The 17,814-nt window shown below is 62.9% G+C and carries 12 protein-coding genes and 2 pseudogenes; 8 read left to right on the plus strand and 6 right to left on the minus strand.

What is annotated here, in order from left to right; all coding sequences use genetic code 11:
• Positions 1-71 precede the first annotated feature (71 nt).
• Together HAP41_RS09640 and HAP41_RS09645 are read right to left on the minus strand one after the other, a co-directional pair.
• Positions 72-1,196, minus strand: coding sequence for an MgtC/SapB family protein (locus tag HAP41_RS09640; RefSeq protein ID WP_166103114.1), 1,125 nt, complete (start codon positions 1,194-1,196; stop codon positions 72-74).
• Positions 1,193-2,218, minus strand: coding sequence for an AI-2E family transporter (locus HAP41_RS09645; RefSeq protein WP_166103108.1), 1,026 nt, complete (start codon positions 2,216-2,218; stop codon positions 1,193-1,195). Before HAP41_RS09645 ends, HAP41_RS09640 begins: the two co-directional genes overlap by 4 nt.
• A 312-nt stretch (positions 2,219-2,530) precedes the next feature.
• Here HAP41_RS09645 and HAP41_RS09650 point away from each other — a divergent pair, with 312 nt between their 5' ends.
• The 7 genes and pseudogenes from HAP41_RS09650 to HAP41_RS09685 all read left to right on the plus strand — a co-directional run bounded on the left by HAP41_RS09650 (position 2,531) and on the right by HAP41_RS09685 (position 12,437).
• A complete protein-coding gene (locus HAP41_RS09650) occupies positions 2,531-3,352 on the plus strand; it encodes a universal stress protein (RefSeq protein ID WP_166103104.1) in 822 nt (273 codons plus the stop codon).
• Positions 3,353-3,499: 147 nt separating this feature from the next.
• On the plus strand, positions 3,500-4,336 hold the full coding sequence (locus HAP41_RS09655; protein WP_166103101.1) for a universal stress protein: 837 nt from the start codon (positions 3,500-3,502) through the stop codon (positions 4,334-4,336).
• Between the two features lie 67 nt (positions 4,337-4,403).
• A pseudogene (locus tag HAP41_RS09660) lies at positions 4,404-5,136 on the plus strand (ABC transporter ATP-binding protein).
• Entirely contained in the window at positions 5,133-7,496 is a 2,364-nt protein-coding gene (locus HAP41_RS09665) for an ABC transporter permease (protein ID WP_176400453.1), read from the plus strand. Before HAP41_RS09660 ends, HAP41_RS09665 begins: the two are co-directional and overlap by 4 nt.
• A 2-nt stretch (positions 7,497-7,498) precedes the next feature.
• Positions 7,499-8,698 carry an efflux RND transporter periplasmic adaptor subunit gene (locus tag HAP41_RS09670; RefSeq protein ID WP_166106109.1) on the plus strand — a complete coding sequence of 400 codons (1,200 nt, stop codon included), beginning with the start codon at positions 7,499-7,501 and terminating at the stop codon, positions 8,696-8,698.
• A gap of 440 nt (positions 8,699-9,138) precedes the next feature.
• Positions 9,139-9,973 (plus strand): annotated as a pseudogene (locus tag HAP41_RS50005) (IS5 family transposase).
• Positions 9,974-10,139: 166 nt separating this feature from the next.
• A complete protein-coding gene (locus HAP41_RS09685) occupies positions 10,140-12,437 on the plus strand; it encodes a heavy metal translocating P-type ATPase (RefSeq protein WP_166103092.1) in 2,298 nt (765 codons plus the stop codon).
• A gap of 38 nt (positions 12,438-12,475) precedes the next feature.
• Here the strand turns inward: HAP41_RS09685 and HAP41_RS09690 are convergent, their stop codons facing one another.
• On the minus strand, positions 12,476-13,057 hold the full coding sequence (locus HAP41_RS09690) for a hypothetical protein (RefSeq protein ID WP_166103089.1): 582 nt from the start codon (positions 13,055-13,057) through the stop codon (positions 12,476-12,478).
• 197 nt (positions 13,058-13,254) lie between these two features.
• On the opposite strand from HAP41_RS09690, the gene HAP41_RS09695 reads away from it, so the two are divergent.
• Positions 13,255-15,849 carry a cation-translocating P-type ATPase gene (locus HAP41_RS09695; RefSeq protein ID WP_321576674.1) on the plus strand — a complete coding sequence of 865 codons (2,595 nt, stop codon included), beginning with the start codon at positions 13,255-13,257 and terminating at the stop codon, positions 15,847-15,849.
• Between the two features lie 323 nt (positions 15,850-16,172).
• Here the strand turns inward: HAP41_RS09695 and HAP41_RS09700 are convergent, their stop codons facing one another.
• Genes HAP41_RS09700 through HAP41_RS09710 form a run of 3 tightly spaced genes read right to left on the minus strand, consistent with a single transcriptional unit; the run spans position 16,173 to position 17,758 of the window.
• On the minus strand, positions 16,173-16,868 hold the full coding sequence (locus HAP41_RS09700; RefSeq protein ID WP_166103085.1) for a VIT1/CCC1 transporter family protein: 696 nt from the start codon (positions 16,866-16,868) through the stop codon (positions 16,173-16,175).
• 40 nt (positions 16,869-16,908) lie between these two features.
• Positions 16,909-17,475: a cytochrome b/b6 domain-containing protein gene (locus tag HAP41_RS09705; RefSeq protein WP_166103080.1), complete on the minus strand. Its 567-nt coding sequence runs from the start codon at positions 17,473-17,475 to the stop codon at positions 16,909-16,911.
• 10 nt (positions 17,476-17,485) lie between these two features.
• On the minus strand, positions 17,486-17,758 hold the full coding sequence (locus tag HAP41_RS09710; RefSeq protein WP_166103077.1) for a PepSY domain-containing protein: 273 nt from the start codon (positions 17,756-17,758) through the stop codon (positions 17,486-17,488).
• Positions 17,759-17,814: the final 56 nt, after the last annotated feature.

Genomic DNA, 17,814 nt, shown 5'->3' on the forward strand with positions numbered 1-17,814 from the left:
CTTCAAATCGGAATGCCGGCCGGTTTCATTTCGGAATCGTGGCCGGCTTCAAATCGGAACGATGGCCGGCTTCAAGTCGGAATACCCGGCCGGAATAAATCGGAATCCGCAATCTTGGCGGAGGCAGCGAGGGTGGCTGCGGCCACGGCGGGCGAATGCGTATCAACGAGACCGGCCACAGCCGCGCTGACCACCAGGCCAATTTCCCCAAACGTCTCTCGCAAGCTGGCGGAAAGCAGGAGAACTCCAGAGAGCGTCAATGCCAGCAACACGGCCGACGGAAGGCTGAAAGCACGTCCGGGCTGCAGCTCGGCTGCAGGCGTCTCCCGCATGCCCTTGAGCGTGAAGATCGCGCCATAGATCGTCGCCGCCGCACCGGCGCAAAGCAACGGAACCAGTAGACTTTGCAGCGTAGACAGATTCGTTGCTGCGAGCACCGCGAAGAGCTGAACGATCGTTGCGACCGTCGAAAGCGTGGCGCCGGCGGTGGCAGCTCCCAGCAGTTCCGGCGCGCTGCGCGTACGGGCTCCCATTGCTCCGATCGTGGCTGTACTGGAGACGAAGCCCGAGGCAAAGCCAGAGATCGCGAGCCCACCTCTAGCCCCGAGCAGCCGTACCGAAACGTGCCCGACGGCGCCGATCGCCATTACCAGGATGACGATAATCCAGATTGCGCGCGGGTTGAGCGCGCCAAAGGGGCCGACCGGCTGGTTAGGAAGCAGGGGTAAGACAACGAGCGTGGCGGCAGCAAAGATCAGGCCGTCCTTTACCTCGTTGTCGCTGAGCACCGTGCGGACGAAGTCGTGCGAAGCCGCACGCGATGCAAGCAGAATGGCTAGGATGACGGCAACACCTGCGGCCAAAACGGGACGCTGGGTGGCTAGTCCGCCAAGCAGAACTGTCAGGATGAGTGCGGTTTCCGAAGTCAAGCCAGGGTCGTCGCTCTTGGACCGCAGATAGGCGGTCGCAGTCAGGACCATGATTCCGGCAGTTACAAGCGTCAGCAGGCCCTTGCCGCCGACCATCACGCTGACGGCGCCGGCGAGCGATGCTGCGGCAAACGTCCGAAGCCCGGCAGGCGAACGCCCCGGTCCCTCGCCCTTACGGCGTTCTCGCTCGAGACCGATCAGGAGCCCGATGCCGAGTGCAACGACGATGGAGATGACCTCGGGACTTCGGTTCAAAAAATCCATCATGGACACTGTACTGGGTCACGCTGCTTCGGAGGCGCTGCGATTGCTGCTGCCCGATCGCGCCAGATTTGCACCAGTGTCAGGGTGACCGCGAGCAGCAGCGGACCAAGCACCACGCCCGGCGCTCCGAGAAGAACCAGTCCGCCGACGACCGCTATGAACGACAGCACCGTATGCATGCGAAGCTTGTTGCCGACCAGGATCGGATAGACCACGTTGTCGACGAGACCAACGACGAGAGTGCCCCAGATCGTCAATACGATTGCGGACGTGTAGGCGCCGCTCAGCGCGAGAAAGACAGCGGCGGGCGCCCAAATCACGAAGGCGCCGAGAAACGGAACAATCGCGAGAAAAGCCATCAATACGCCCCAGAAGACAGGGGCGGGCAACCCCAGCCACCAGAACATAAGGCCGCCAAGCCCGCCCTGCAGCGCCGCGACGGCGACGGTGCCAAATACGGTGGCGAAGATCGTATCAATCACGCGGCGGGTGAGTTGCGAGAACTCCGGCTCCGACAGTGGCAAGTGGAGCTGCGCGGCCTCCGTTATCTGTTCCCGATCGCGCAGCAGGTAGAACAGGAAGTAGAAGGTCAGCAGCAAGTTGGCCACTCCCGAAAACGACGCGCGCAGCGCGGAGCCGCTCCATGTGGCGAGCGCCGAAGTCGCCGTTCGCATAACATCCGGAAAATCCACCTTGTCATGGATCCATTGTAACGCGGGGGCGAGCCAAGGATGCTCGCCCACAAAACGCATCCAGTCGTCTGAGTCGAACATTGGTACGACGAGCGCTGCGCTCCGGACGGCTTCGTTGAGCAAAGTCCCCGCTATAAGGATTGCAGGAACGACCACAATGCAGGCGGTGACCATAGTCGTGATCAGCGCCGAAAGGCTGCGGGACCGGAGACGCTTGCTAATGGCTAAATCGAGTGGAGCGAACAAGACTGCAAGCGTCGTCGACCAAACGAGAGCGCCCAGAAAAGGCTTCGCCATGAACGCGCAGAGAGTGACGCCCGACAGGATGACCACGGCGAGCGTGGTCGGAGCCGGCCTTCGACCGGAAAATTGCGGAGCATGAAGCATTGGCTGAGGTTGACTACCCTGTTACATCGGTCTTGCTATCGCGTGAAAAGCGTGGTGCCCGTCATCAGCACGCATGTACAAGGCCGCTGCCCCAGACACGGTCTGATCTTGTGGCACAGTCTCCATTATCATCAAGCGACGACCAAATGCTTGGAGGTCTTATCGGCGAGCCTGACGCGCAGCCTCTTGATTTGGGTCAATCGGGCACGCGCAGGAGGTGCCAAAATTAAAGGTGCGTCAACTAGCGGAGCTATGCCGATGACGATCGCGACCGTGATGGTCTACGTTGATCCCGAACAGCAGGCGGAACGTCAGGTACGCATCGCGCGGGATGCTGCAAACAAGTTCGGGGCCGCGCTGATCGGCATTTCCGCCTTCGCGGTCGAGCCTCCCTTTGTGGCGGAGGGCGTCATAATTCAGGAAACGACTGCGGATGACCTGAAGCGGATGAAGTCGGCGCTCGCGGATAAGGAGCAATGGTTTCGCAGCGTCGCCGGACTGCCGAAAGAACGGGTTGAGTGGCGCTGCAGCGTAGACTACCCCACCGCCTTCCTGACCAACGAAGCGCGATCAGCCGACTTGGTGGTGATCAGGCGCACTCAGGAAAAAATGGACCAATTCCATTTCATCGATCCGGCCGAGGCGATGATGCGGATGGGAAGGCCGACGTTGCTGGTGCCCGACCACGTTCCGGCGCTGAATGCCGATCACGTTCTGGTCGGATGGAAAGACACTCGCGAAGCAAGAATTGCTGTGCGAGATGCGCTGCCGTTCCTCTCGAAGGCTTCGCAGGTCACGGTCGTCGAGATCTGTACGTCGAATGAACAGGACGCGGCGCGGCGGCGTGTCCGCGATGTCGCGAAGTATCTGCAGGCCCATGCCGTTAAATGCCAGGTCGATGTGCGCGTGCACATGGCCGAGCCCGATGCGCACCAGCTTGTTCGCGTGGCCAAGGACGAGGGCGCTGATCTGATCGCAACCGGAGGCTATGGCCACAGTCGGCTCGGCGAGTGGATGTTCGGGGGTATGACTCGCGGTCTGCTGAACGAGGCGCCAGTCTGCGTGATGATGTCGCACTAGGATGCTACGTTGGGAGCGCGTTGCTCGCAAGTTTGTCGTCTGTTTCCGTCCGTAGGAGCGCTGGTGGCGGGGATATGAGCTAGATCAAGTGGTCCAGACCTCTCGCGGCTACCTTCGAGGAAGAAATCGCATCTCCGGAGGACTCCGATGGCCATCAGGGACGTTTTGCTCGCGCTCACCAGCTATCCGGATCCGACGCCGGTTTCAGTGATCGATCGCGCCGTCTCGCTGGCCTCAGCTTTCGGCGCCCGCATTGTGGCGATCTCATGTGAAGCTCATGTGCAGGTTCCCGGAAGCTTTCTGGGCGGCGCTGGCAATCTCGGGTCAATCGTGGCCAACGAGGCGCACAAGAGCAGAAAGAACGCGCAGGACCTGCTTGCGGCGTTTGAGGCGGCCGCTCGGAAATTCGGCGTGCTGCACGAGATTGTTCTCGAGCGTTGCCTGACGTCTGAAGTGCCGAACCTGCTGGTGGAATATGCGCGGTTGCGCGACCTCACCATCGTGTCGGTGCCAGAATCCTACGATCAATGGTATGCCGAAGCCATCATCTTCGGGTCGGGACGACCAACCTTGGTGGTCCCGGAAGCCCCGTCGTCCAGGGCGGTCGACCTGAATAAGGTGGTCGTCGCGTGGGACTTTAGCCGCGCGGCCGCACGCGCGGTTTCCGATGCCATTCCGATCATGGAGAAGGCGCGCGAGGTGTGCATCCTCACGGTGACCAACGAGAAAGCGATTCCAAGCAAGCGATCGTCATCCGAACTCGCCAAGAATCTTTCTCGGCATGGAATCGATGTGGTGATCGAGGAGGTAGATGCCGCCGGACGGGCCATCGGCGACGTTCTCGCAGCGCAGATCGAGTCCCGCAGAGCAGATCTTCTTGTCATGGGAGCCTATGGCCATTCGCGCCTCCGTGAGTTCATATTGGGAGGTGCAACCCGAAGCATCCTCACGAAGCCACCGATTCCCGTGTTGTTTTCCCACTGAACGGTGGGAGGCCGACAACGGCAGGCCGCAAGCGCCGCGTCATACTTCGCCCTTAAGCCCATGCGACGTGCATGCGCTTCGCGACGTCGATCTCGACATCTTCGAAGGCGAGTTCGTCGTCCTCCTCGGGCCGTCGGGGTCGGGCAAGTCGACCCTGCTGAACATTTTGGGAGGCCTGGATAGCCCGACTTCGGGCGAGGCTCATTGGCGGGACCATAACCTGGGACGCCAATCCACTGAAGGAGGATCGTACGAAGGCTCCGGTGTTTCACGCCCGGGGGCTTTCGAAGACCTATCGGATGGGAGAGATCGTCGGCGCGACAGACGCAGAACTGACCCGATACCGGCGCGAACACGTGGGCTTTGTCTTCCAGTTCTACAATCTCATCCCCAGCCTCACGGTTCTGGAGAACGTTGCGTTGGTGAACGAGATCGCCGAGAGGCCGCTCGACCCATTGGAGGTGCTCGCGCTCGTCGGGCTCGAAAAGCGGATCGACCACTTCCCCTCGCAACTATCCGGCGGCGAGCAGCAACGCGTCGCGGTCGCCCGCGCCATCGTCAAGTCGCCGGATGTGCTCTTGTGCGACGAGCCGACCGGGGCGCTGGATTACGAGACCGGCAAGGTGGTGCTGGAAGCGATCGCGCGAGCCAATGAGCGTCTCGGCACCACGACGATCATCATCACGCACAATGCTGCGATCGCGGGCATGGCAGACCGCGTGCTGCGGCTCGGTGGCGGACGGATCGTCAGCGAGGAGCGCAATGCACATCGGCTCTCGGCAGACGAGGTGCATTGGTGAGTTTGCTTGATCGCAAACTGTTGCGCGACATCAAGGCCATGCGAGGCCAAGTGCTCACGATCGCCTTGCTCGTTGCCGCCGGCGTCGCTGTCTTCGTCGGCTCGGTCTCGACCTACGATTCGCTCAACACGGCCGTGGAGCGCTTCTACGCGACTGCGCGATTTCCGCAGGTTTTCGTGGCGCTCAAACGTGCGCCGCTGTCGATCGTTCCGCAGCTCAACGCAATTCCCGGCGTTGCCACGGTCGAGCCGCGCATCGTTCGCGAGGTCATCGTGGACTGGCCGGCCGCTTCGCAGCCGGTCTCGGCCCGCATGGTGTCGCTGAACCAGGCGGGCGATGAAAGGCTCGCTCGCCTGCATCTGCGCCGCGGTAGGGCGCCCGAGCCGGGCTCGGCAAGGAGCGCGGCGATCAACGAGGCGTTTGCCGAGGCCAACGGCGTGAGCCCCGGTGACGACATCCGCGTGCTGCTCAACGGCAAGGTGGAAGCCTTTCACGTGTCCGGTGTCGCGCTCTCGCCGGAATATGTCTACGCCGTCAAGCGGGGCCTGCCCATTCCGGACGATCGGCTATATGCCATTCTCTGGGTCGACCGCAGTGCGGCGGAAGCCGCCTTCGACATGAAAGCGGCTTTCAACGATGCCGTCATTTCGTTGGCGCCAGGCATCGATCCGAAACCGGTGATCAACGAGCTGGATCGTCTGCTTGAACCGTATGGATCGGTCGGCGCTGTCGAACGGCGGGATCAGCCATCCAATCGCTTTCTCGAGGATGAGCTGAACCAGCAAAAGGTAATGTCGACCACGATTCCGTTCATCTTCTTCGGCGTTGCGGCGTTCTTGCTCAATAGCGCATTGGCCAGGCTGGTAGCGGCCCAACGCGAGCAGATTGCTGCGTTGAAGGCGCTCGGCTTTCCAACCGCGGCTCTGATCCTGCACTATCTGAAGCTGATCCTCGTCATCGTGCTGATCGGGTCGGCGCTGGGAATTGCGGCCGGCTGGGGCTTTGGAGAAGCGATGATCGCAAGTTATCAAGGGTTCTTTCGTCTGCCCGACCTGCCGTTCCAACTCACGCCTTGGTCGGCGGCGCTGGGTATTGCGATCAGCCTCGTCGCGGCCTCCCTCGGCGTCTTAACCGCATTGCGGCAGGTCGTCCGCTTACCGCCTGCAGTCGCGATGCGGCCGGCCGCGCCGCTCGGCTTTCGACGCTCCTGGATCGAGGCGCTCCTGCCACACAATGCCGCGAGATCACGCCGGATGATGATCCTTCGGAATACCGCGGGACGTCCGTTTCGTTCGTTGCTGACCGTGGCCGGGGTAGCCTTCGCTGTCCCAATGATGGTGCTGGGGATCTTTTGGCGCGACGCCATCAACGAGATGATCGACCTGCAGTTCAACCTGGTGGAGCGTGGCAACACGACGGTGACGTTTCCGCACCCCATGGATCGTTCGATCATGCGCGATCTGGCGCGCGAGCCTGGCGTCCTGGTGGCGGAAGGGCAACGCATCGTGCCGGTGCGCCTTCGCGCCGGACAGCGCAGCTACTTGACGTCCGTGATCGGCCTCTCCGTCGGGGATGAGTTGCGCAGGCCGCATGATACAAGGCTGCGCCCAATAGCGGCCGCGCCCGACGGGATCACGCTTAGCCGGCGCCTTGCCGAACGGCTCGAGGTGGAGGCCGGCGACGTCATTGCGGTCGAGGCGATGGAGGGTCGCCGGCGGAAGCGTGATCTCCCGGTCAGCGCCATCGTCGACGAGTCGATCGGAATGGCATCCTATATGGAGATCGAAACCCTGAACCGCTTCACCGACGAGGGAGCCGTAATTTCGGCTGCGAGCCTGTATGTCGAGCCGACAGCGATGCCGGCCTTGGGGCGAAAGTTCAAGAACCTCCCGACCATCGAGTCCGTGACGATGAAGGCGTATACGCTCTCGTCCTTCATGGAAAAGATCGCTGGTCTCGTCTTCGTAACGGCCGGCATCCTCGCCGCCTTCGCTACGATCATTACGGTCGGAGTCGTCTACAATAGTGCGCGCATCGGCCTGCAGGAGCGCGCATGGGAATTGGCCAGCCTGCGGGTGCTGGGCTTTACCCGCGGCGAGGTTGCGGGCATCCTGTTCGGCGAGTTCGCCATCGAGATCGCGTTGGGGATTCTAATTGGCCTGCCGTTGTCCCACGCGGTCATCGAGCTGATCGCTAGATTTCATTCGAACGAGAGCTTTCAGATACCTGCAGTGATCGCGCCGCAAACTTATTTCATCGCAGCCGGCGTGGTGCTGGCCGCTGCCGCAGCCAGTGCGTACATCGTCAAATGGCGTGTCGATGCACTCGATCTGGTCGCAGCTCTCAAGACCAGGGAATGAGCATGCGAATCACGGGCCGCCACTTGGGAATTGCTGCGGGACTTTTGGCAGGCGCGGGAATCGTGGCCTGGCTCTTGATCCCGGCGCCGGTGGCGGTCGAGACTGCCGCGGTGACGAAGGGAAAGTTCGTCGCCAGCGTGGATGAGGACGGCAAGACCCGGGTGCGCGAGCGATACGTGGTCGCCTCGCCGCTTGCGGGCCGGCTGAGCCGAATCCGATCCAAGGTCGGCGATCAAGTCCAGGTCGACGATGCCGTCGCGACAATCACCCCATCCCCGGCTCCGCTGATGGACCTCCGGACCCGCCGCGAACTCGAGGAAAGCCTGGGAACGGCCGAAGCCAATCTGGAGCGCGCCAAGGCGGTCGTCGAGCGGGCGCGGGCTCAGAACGATCAGGCCAACACCGACTTGGCGCGGACTCGAACCTTGGCCCAGCAGGGGGCCGCAACGGCGCAGGCCCTTGAACGTGCGGAACTTGCGGCGCGCCTTGCCGACCGAGACCTGCGTGCGGCGGAGTTTCAGGATCACGCCGCCGAGCATGAGATCAGCCAACTGCGCGCACTGTTGGCGCGATACGGAAATGACAGCAGCGGGCAACCGGAAAGCTGGGGTGTTACAGCGCCAGTTGCAGGTGTGGTGCTGAAGGTCGCTCAGGAAAGCGAGACGATCGTCCAGCCGGGCACACCGCTACTGGATATTGGCGACGGCAGGGATCTCGAGATCGTAGTCGACGTCCTGAGCACTGACGCCGTTGAGATCCGTCCTGGAGCCGATGTCACGATCGACCATTGGGGCGGGGAGGGAAAGCTGAAGGGCCGGGTTCGCCGGGTCGAGCCGGCAGCTTTCACCAAGATCTCGACGCTCGGCGTCGAGGAGCAAAGGGTCAATGTTCTCGTCGACATCCTGTCGCCACCGGAGCAGTGGGCGCGACTTGGTGACGCTTATCAGGTGGACGTGCAGATCACGGTCTTCGCGCGCGACGAGACAAATATCATTCCCGCCGGCGCGCTGTTCCGTCGCGAAGAAAGCTGGAACGTCTATGCCGTTAAGGATGGACGTGCCGAATTGCGCCAGATCGAACTCCTACGCCGGTCCGGCCGCCTTGCAGCCATCACTTCCGGCCTCGCTCCCGGGGAACAGGTGATTATCTATCCCAGCGACCGAGTTGCGCCGGGTATACGGGTTGCGCAACGATCGCGTTGAGACCGCAAATATTTCGTCCAGTGCGCTATGCCGAAGAACCTAGGCGTTGCGGTCCTTTAGTGACCTAGATTCTCGCTGTTGCTCCGCATCCGCCAGTCGCGGCCTGCTTTGCGGTGATCCCAGTCCCGCTGGTCCATCATTTGGTCCAGGCGATGAGTGTCATTTCGCCTTTGGTTCGTCGCTTTTGGCTGACCTTCTTCAAGCTCCTGCGAGCGCGTAGTCAGAGCTGGCGAGGAGTGTTCGGTCTTCCCCTTCTCGTTAGCGAAGCATGGCACGCCAGATGACAGGAGAGAAATCACCGCTACGGCTTGAGCTAGAGTACGCATGATAGCCTCCTAGAGAGAAGTATCTGCCTAAGTGTCTGTTCCAAAACATGTTGAGTCGAATGAATCGGTTGTGATTCAAGGTGAGCGGCCTGATTCGATGGGGACGCGCCGCCAATGTGGACTACCGAGAACCGTGCACGCTACGACCGCAGCCGCCTGCGCTATCCGAGCGACTTGACCGACGAGGAGTGGGCGCTGATCGCGCCTCGCATCCCGCCGGCCAAGCGCGGCGGCAACAAGCGTACGGTGGACCTGCGCGAGATTGCCAACGGGCTGATGTACATCCTGAGCACAGGTTGCCAGTGGCGCGCGATCCCCAAGGACCTGCCGCCGCGCTCGACGCTGTATGGCTACTTCGATCTGTGGAGCTGGAACGGCACGCTCGATAAAATTCATCACGCCCTCTATGTCGAATGTCGCGAAAGGGCCGAGCGCGAGGCTTCTCCCACCGCCGCCATCATCGATAGCCAGAGCGTGAAAAGCGCTGAAAAAGGGGGCCTCATGATCTCCATGGCTACGACGCGGGCAAGAAGATCAAGGGCAAGAAGCGGCACATTCTCGTCGACACGCAAGGCCTCTTGATGCACGCCATCGTGCATGCGGCGGACATCCAGGATCGCGACGGCGGCGTGCTCCTGATGGCAACGTTGTTCGGCCTCTATCCCTTTCTTCTGAAGCTCTACGCGACGGCGGATATCAAGGGCCACATTTCCAGAAGGGGCTGCGTAGCGCTCTGAAGCGCGTGAACCTCGAAATCGTCAAACGCTCCGATCAGGCTCACCGTTTCGTCGTCTTGCCCAAACGCTGGATCGTCGAGCGTACCTTTGCCTGGCTCGGGCGATGCCGAAGACTGTCCAAAGATTGGGAATGCTTCAATCACAGGGCGCTCGCCTTTCTCAAGCTGGCCTCCATCCGACTCATGCTGCGAAAGCTATGCAATCCAAGGTAATCTTTCCGGACAGACTCTAACGCTCGTACAGATGTTGATCCAGGTCATGGCCGGCTGTGAAGTAACCCCTTCTGTATCAGCGTTCTTCATCTCGGCGGTTGATTTTGCTCAACAACAACGCTGGTATCGGAGGACAGTGACGTTCGTGTAGCTGTGGAACCAAACCATGTCGTTTGAGCGGGTCCTGCGATGGACCCTGGTCGTGATTGCGATCGCCGGCTTGACGGCGGGCATTTTAGCGCGAGCCGCAGGCCGGCCTGATCTGGCCGATCTTGCTTGGGAGCTTGGCACCGCGCCCGTGATCGGAGGACTGGCGGTCTCGATCGTCAGGGATCTTCTGAGCGGCCGCCTCGGAGTGGACGCGATTGCGCTGCTGTCGATGAGCGCGGCATTGGCGCTTGGCCAACCCCTTGCCGGGGCGGTGGTCGCGTTGATGTATTCCGGCGGCAATGTGCTGGAGGACATCGCGATCGCGCGGGCGGAGCGCGACTTGCGATCCCTGGTTGATCGGGCACCGCGGCAGGCCCATCGCAAGACTGGCGAGCAGATCGAGGAAGTTCCGATCGAGGCAGTCTCGGTCGGCGAGGAACTCCTGGTCAGGGCCGGCGAGATCGTTCCGGTCGATGGTATCGTTGGTTCGGCCTCGGCCACCATCGACGAGTCCGCGGTGACCGGTGAACCCATTCCGGTGGAGAAGACACGCGGCAGCGCAGTTCTTTCCGGGTCGCTCAATGCCGGTGAGACCTTCGAGTTGACCGTGACCGCGCCGGCCGGCGAGAGCACCTACGCCGGCATCGTGCGCATGGTGACGGCGGCGCAAACAGCGAAGGCTCCCTTCGTACGGCTGGCCGATCGCTTTGCGCTGATCCTCCTGCCGGTCACGCTCGTCGTCGCCTTCGTGGCGTGGTGGATCTCCGGTGATCTGACCCGTAGCCTCGCTGTGCTGGTGGCGGCGACGCCTTGTCCCCTGATTCTGGCCGCGCCCGTCGCATTCATAGCGGGCGTGGCGCAAGCTGCGCGCCGCGGCATCCTGGCCAAAGGCGGAGGGGCGCTGGAGGCGCTGGCTCGGGCGCATACAGTGTTGTTCGACAAGACCGGCACCCTGACGGTGGGAGGGGCGCGGTTGCTTTCGGTTGAGGTCGCTCCGGGGGAAGACCCGGATGAGGTCCTCAGGCTTGGGGCATCGCTCGAGCAGGCCTCGCATCACGTGCTTGCCAAAACCGTCGTTGCCGCGGCCATCGAGCGCGGCCTGAAGCTGAAAGCGCCCGAACAAGTCAAGGAAACCATGGGCACTGGCTTGTGCGGCCTGATCGAGGGGCGCCTGGTCGCCGCGGGCTCGCGAGAGATGATTCTCTCACATGCCGAGCTGTCGCCTTGGGAGCTGAGGGCGATCCGGCGCGCCTCGTGGCGCTCGGCGTTGATCGTCTTTGTCGCCGTGGACGGGCGTCCGATCGGTGCGTTGTTGCTGGCCGACGAACTGCGGGCGGATACGCCGCGTGCGATCCGGCTGCTGCGCGATGCGGGCATCGCGCGAATGGTGATGGTCACAGGCGATCGCGCGGCGGCAGCGCACGCCATCGGTGCAGCGCTCGACCTCGACGCCGTGCTGGCCGACCGCGTTCCTTCGGACAAGGTCGAGGCGGTACGCACCGAACAGCGGTTGCATCCCACGATCATGGTCGGTGATGGCATCAATGACGCTCCGGCGCTGGCCGTGGCCGATATCGGAGTGGCGCTCGGCGCGCGCGGCGCCAGCGCCTCGTCCGAAGCGGCCGATGTGGTGATCTTGGCCGACCGGCTCGATCGCGTCGGCGAAGCGATCATCATCGCGCAGCGGGCGCGGCAGATCGCTATGCAAAGCATTGTTGTCGGAATGGGATTGTCGTTGGTGGCAATGATAGCTGCCACTGTTGGTTGGCTTGATCCGGTGCCGGCGGCGATCGTGCAGGAGGTGATCGATGTCGCCGTCATCCTGAACGCGCTGCGGGCGCTCACTCCGGCCCTCGGCACGGGCGGCCCGCGGATCACCGCAGAGCAGGGGCTGATCTTGCATCACGATCATCTGACCCTGTTCAAGGACCTCGACCGCTTGCGCAAGATCGTCGATGCGTTGGACGATGCGACGCCCGAGTCCGCCGCGGCGTTGATCGGGGAAGCTCAGCGCCTTGTTCAGAGTAGCGTGGTGAAGCACGAGCGCCAGGATGAGGACAGCGTCTATCCGAAGCTTGCGGAGGTGCTGCGCGACCGCCACGGCCTCGCTGCGATGAGCCGTGCCCATCGGGAAATACTGCACCTTGCTCGCCTGCTCGCTCGGATCGTGGAGGATCTGCCCTCAGAGAAGGTCGACCGCTACCTTGTCCGGGACGCCCAGCGGGTGATCGAGGCGATCGAAACACTGGTGCGCATGCACACAGCCCAGGAGGAGGATATCTACGAAGCCGTGGCGGCCCAAGCGGCGGCTTAGCCTTAAGATCCGCGCGCCTCTTACCGCTTGTAACGGCACTATTTGTCCTGGCAGGCTGCTACACCGGCTTCGCTCTGAGCGACGGCCCGAGTTTCGATAATGGCCTTTGAAATCCGTCGGTACAGATCGCGCCGGCGAACGAGCGGCCACCAGTCATAGAGAAAGATCTCCAGCGGGCGCCAGTTCGCAACCCACCCCAGGATCAAGAGACTCTCCTCCAGAAGACGCCGCAACGGGTTGGCGAACAGCGCACCAACGACGACGTGCGCAAAGAGCAGGCACGTGATCAGAATGGCGAGTCCGATGGCCAGCGACCAGCGGCCAATTCTGAACAGCTCGTTGAGGTCTCCTTGAGTTGCGTTCGCCCGATCTGAAAAATAGTGACCGAAGGCTTCGCGGAGCTCCAGCGCTGCTTTCGCTTGCGCATCAGTATCAGGATGTTGAACGCGAATCCGGATCGCTTGCCGGCCCGAGAGCTCTCGCGCCCAGCCGACAATGTAGTCTTCCGCCTCTTTGTCGAGGTCTCGCTCTCGAAACGGGAATGGGTCGAGCGTATGAAAGAGCTGGGCGATGTCGTCGACCCGAAGCTCAATCGTCTCTTCGGATGCCTGGGCAATCATCGGCTTTCATCGCTCCGGAGTCTCGTGGGCCTCGCTTGCTCCAAGTCAAGACCGGTTATCGAGGCCCGTCTATCTTAAGGGCCTGTTTTTCGGCGTAAAGGAGGCTTGCCATCGAAAGACACGCAATTGCCGAACAGGTCATTCTGCCGGAAAATCCGCATGTCCTGCCTGTCGCCGAACTGCTTCGGCAGTTGCGCGTGGCCGCTTCCGATGGCCTCTCCGAGGCTGAGGTCGAAGCGCGCCGCAAGCGCTTCGGTGCCAACACGATCAGTTCGCGCCGCCCCACCCGGGTGATGAGCCTGCTGTTGCACCAGTTCAAGAGTTCGGTCGTTTATCTCTTGAGCGTTGCGGCGGGGCTGGCGTTCTATTTCGGCGAACTGGAGGAAGGCAGCGCCATCCTTGCGGTCCTTGCCATCAACGCGCTGATCGGCTTCGTGACCGAGCTGAAGGCGGCGCGATCGATTGAGGCTTTGCGAGCGCTTGGAACGCGCAGCGCCCGCGTCCGACGCGGGGGGCGCGTTCGTGTCGTGCCGGCCGAGGAGCTCGTTCCGGGCGATATCGTCGTCCTGGACGCTGGCGATGTCGTGTCGGCCGACCTCCGCCTCATCGAGACGTCCCGTCTGTCCGCAGACGAATCGACGCTGACCGGCGAATCGGTCGCCGTCGACAAGCAGACGCGCCCGGTCGGCGCAGACACGCGTCTCGGCGATCGCGCGTCCATGGCGTTCAAGGGCACCGCCATCACGCGGGGGACGGGCACCGGGGTCGTCGTGGCGACCGGCCTCGGCACGGAGCTAGGCCGCGTGACGAGGCTCGTTCTCGAAGCCGACCCGGGCAGTTCGCCTCTCGAACGCAAGCTCGGGCGTCTGTCAACGCAGCTCGTCCTGGCGACCATCGCCGTCGCCGTTGCCATCGGCGTCGCCGGCCTGATCGGAGGTGAAGATCCCCTCGTGATGGTCGAGGCGGCGATCGCGCTCGCCGTGGCCGCGATTCCCGAGGGCCTCCCGGTCGTCGCGACGCTTGCGCTCGCCCGTGGCATGTGGCGCATGGCGCGGCAGAATGCGCTGATCGAGCGTCTTTCCGCGGTCGAGACGCTCGGGGCTACCACCGTCATCCTCACCGACAAAACCGGCACCTTGACCGAAAACCGGATGACGGTGCGGCGGCTCTGCACGGCCTCTGGTGAGATCTCGCTCGAGACGGAAGCGCCAAAGGAGGGGGAGCGCCTGCAACTCGCCGGCGACCGATCGGCCGCCGAACTGCTCCGCATCGCCGTTCTTTGCAACGATGCCCATCTCGACCGCGCGGACGAAGGCGGCGGCGGCGACCCGATGGAAATCGCACTTTTGCGCGCCGGATTCCACGCGGGCTTGAGACGAACGTCCTTGCTGGATGGGCACCGCATCGTTCGCAAGCATGCCTTCGATCCTGCCGCCAAGATGATGGCAACGGTGCACGAATGGGGAGACGGCGTGCTGGTGGCGGTGAAGGGAGCGCCGGAAGCGGTCCTGGCGGTGGCGACGCGCGCAACCACCGGGCATGGCGAGATCGCCCTTGACGACCACACACGAGCGGAGTGGCTGGGCCGGGCCGATCGGCTCGGCCATAGCGGCCTGCGCGTACTCGCCTGCGCGACGAAGAAGGACGAGCTGTCCGATGCCTCGCCATACGAGGGATTGGTCCTGGTCGGCCTTATCGGTCTGGAAGACCCCGCGCGTGCCGACGTGCCGCAGGCGGTTCAGGACTGCCAGAAAGCGGGAATTCGCGTCGTCATGGTCACTGGCGACCATCTCGTGACGGCGCGAAGTATCGGTCGCGCGGTCGGTCTCGGGGAGAGCATCGCGAACGTCATGGAGGGCAAGAAGATCGCTGAGGTGATCGAGACCGGGCAGCCTGCGCTCCGCGACGTCGGGATCTTCGCGAGAGTGAACCCCGACGAGAAGCTTGCCCTGGTCAGGGCCTATCAGGCCGCCGGCGAGATCGTCGCTATGACGGGTGACGGGGTCAACGACGCGCCGGCCCTGCGGCAGGCCGATATCGGCGTGGCGATGGGCCTGCGGGGCACCGATGTCGCGCGCGAAGCGGCCGCCATGATCCTGCTCGACGACGCGTTCCCGACCATCGTTGGGGCGATACGCGAAGGCCGCATCATCTTCGCCAATATCCGCCGTTTCGTCGCCTATCTCTTGTCCTGCAATCTCAGCGAGGTGATGGTGGTCGGACTAGCCGTGTTGTCGGCGCTCCCTCTGCCGCTGCTGCCGCTGCAGATTCTGTATCTCAATCTCGTGACAGACGTGTTTCCGGCCTTCGCACTGGCCATGGGCGAAGGTGAATCCGGTATCCTTAAGCATCCGCCGCGCGATCCAGGAGAGCCCATTTTGGGCCGTGGGCAATGGATCACAATAATCCTGCATGCCGGAGCGTTGAGCGCCGGCACGTTCGGGGCGCTGGCTGCGTCGTATCGGCTCGGTCTCGATGCCAGAGCGACGGTGACCGTCACGTTCCTCACTCTTGGATTCGCGCAGCTCTGGCACACGTTCAGCATGAGCGATCCGCAATCGCCGCTCATCGTCAACGAGATCACGCGAAATGGTTGGCTTTGGAGCGCGCTCATGCTTTGTGCAACACTCCTTGCCGTGCCGCCTTACCTGCCGCCGGCAGCGCTTCTATTGCACCTTGCTCCCCCCACCGCCGACATGTGGTCAGTCGTTCTTCTCTTTAGTTTGGCGCCGATGATCGTCACGCAGGTAGTCAGCGCTGTCGTCAGAGTATGGCATGCGAGGGTGCGATGACGACGAGGGCAGCTATTGTCTTTCTTGTTCCCAGTGCTTCTTCTGCCGTTCGGAGGCGTACAATTCCTCGCCGCATGCATCCCACTGCGGCGGGGCCGCACGGTCAAGGTTTAACCCTGATGCGGCCCCCCGTGCCAGTTGGCAGCCGAAGCGGCAAAAACAGAAACGGTCGGGGAGGTTGAGGTGAGGACGTTACTAACCTTTATGCTGCCTTACATCATTGGCATCATCTGCATCGGCGCTATCCTCTGGCTCATAAGCTACTGATAAGGTGCAGAGGCGCAGCATGACTGACCTCCTAGAGGGGGGTATGGGCACACGCCTTATCCGAACAAATGCGCGAGCCAATACGCTGCCCCGGCTGCCAATCCGCCAACCAGCAACGTTTGCAGCGCCGACTTGATCTTGTTGACGCCTGTGAAGTGCCCTTTGACGGCTCCGAAGCAGATCAGGGCCAGGCCGGTCGCAGCCACCGAAATCTGTAGGGCCGTCCCGATGTTCTGGGTAAACATGTATGGCACGAGTGGGATCAGACCACCGATCACATAAGAGCCTCCGATTGTCGCGGCGCTGATCGGCGCCCGTTTCGGATCCGGACGCTCCAATCCCAGTTCGAAGCGCATCATGAAATCGACCCATCGCTGCCTGTTCGAAGCGATCGCACCAACGACGGACTTCAGCGCGTCTCCTTCGAGGCCGTACTCGCGGAAGATCTGCTCCACTTCTTCAACCTCCCGTTCGTGCAGGTGATCGATTTCGTGGTGCTCGCGCTGCTCTTCGGCGGCGTAGTGCTCCGCGTCCGTGCGGGCCGCGAGATACCCGCCGAGCCCCATCGCGATGGCGCCGGCGACGACCTCGGCGAGCCCGGCCGTGACGATCACGTCCGTGTTGGCGACGGCCGCGGAAAGACCGGCTGCCAGCGCGAACGGGACGGTCAAACCGTCGGCCATCCCGATTACGACGTCCCGGACGCTTTCGGAGGAGGTGAAGTGCTTTTCGACGTGTGGGGTGGCGGGCACAGGACGCTCCTGTTTGCGGTTAAGGTTCGAAGAGGGCGGCCTAGTCAGCAGCCCTCTTGCGGCCGGAGATCATGGACGCGATCAGGTTCTCGCGATGCTCGAAGCTCGCGATCAACACGCCGAGGACATGCGCCACGACCAAGCCGACGGTCAGGTTGGCCAGGAATTCGTGGACGTGTTCGATCAGCTTGGAGCCCCAGTAGGCATCCGTGGTGATCATGTAGCCCGTAGCGCACGTGCCGGCCAGCGCGACGAGGAGCGCGATGATCATGGCACCGCCCGCCGGGTTGTGCCCGATGTAGCGCGGAGCTCTGAGCAGCGTGACGTCGCGGATATAGGCCAGCACCTCGCGCGGCGGCCGAACGAAGCTCGAAAAGCGCGCATGCCGCGGGCCGACGAAGCCCCAGACCATGCGGATCCCGAGGAGGCCGGCGATCGTGTAGCCGGCCCCGACGTGCACCCGTTCGATCTCGTCGCCGGTCGCGTAGGCGATCACGAAGGTGGCTACCAGCGACCAATGGAAGATCCGGACGAACGGATCCCAGACCTTGACCGTGGCCGGCGGCATCGCGCCGCCGGCTCCAATCGTGTTGCTCGAAGGTCTCATTTGCGCACCGTCACATCTGGCCGACGATCTGGCCGTTGGTCGGGTCCACGAATAGCTCGACCCGGTTGCCGTTCTTGTCGAGCGTGTAGAGCTCGCCGCAGGCGTTCTTGAGCTTGGCCTTCTGGACCTTGTAGCCCTTGGCCTCGACCTTGGCCTGCAACTGCGCCACCGGCAGCCACTGGGCCTCGGGGGCCGAGGTGCACGGCTTGCCGAGGCTGCCGGCCTGGGCGGAGGCCGCCCCGAGGGTCACGGCGGCGAGGGTAAGAATGGCAATCTTGCGCATAGGTATCTCCTGACGGTGGCCGGCCGCACCATGCGGCGGCGTGCGGGGCAACCTGC

Source organism: Bradyrhizobium barranii subsp. apii (assembly GCF_011516635.5).
Classification (GTDB): Bacteria; Pseudomonadota; Alphaproteobacteria; order Rhizobiales; family Xanthobacteraceae; genus Bradyrhizobium; species Bradyrhizobium barranii.

Bases quoted from the DNA above. Each gene is read 5' to 3' on its own strand.
- HAP41_RS09705 (WP_166103080.1), bottom strand. From the start codon at position 17,475: ATGAGACCTTCGAGCAACACGATTGGAGCCGGCGGCGCGATGCCGCCG.
- HAP41_RS09690 (WP_166103089.1), bottom strand. From the start codon at position 13,057: ATGATTGCCCAGGCATCCGAAGAGACGATTGAGCTTCGGGTCGACGAC.
- HAP41_RS09640 (WP_166103114.1), bottom strand. From the start codon at position 1,196: ATGATGGATTTTTTGAACCGAAGTCCCGAGGTCATCTCCATCGTCGTT.
- HAP41_RS09655 (WP_166103101.1), top strand. From the start codon at position 3,500: ATGGCCATCAGGGACGTTTTGCTCGCGCTCACCAGCTATCCGGATCCG.
- HAP41_RS09710 (WP_166103077.1), bottom strand. From the start codon at position 17,758: ATGCGCAAGATTGCCATTCTTACCCTCGCCGCCGTGACCCTCGGGGCG.
- HAP41_RS09670 (WP_166106109.1), top strand. From the start codon at position 7,499: ATGCGAATCACGGGCCGCCACTTGGGAATTGCTGCGGGACTTTTGGCA.
- HAP41_RS09685 (WP_166103092.1), top strand. From the start codon at position 10,140: ATGTCGTTTGAGCGGGTCCTGCGATGGACCCTGGTCGTGATTGCGATC.
- HAP41_RS09650 (WP_166103104.1), top strand. From the start codon at position 2,531: ATGACGATCGCGACCGTGATGGTCTACGTTGATCCCGAACAGCAGGCG.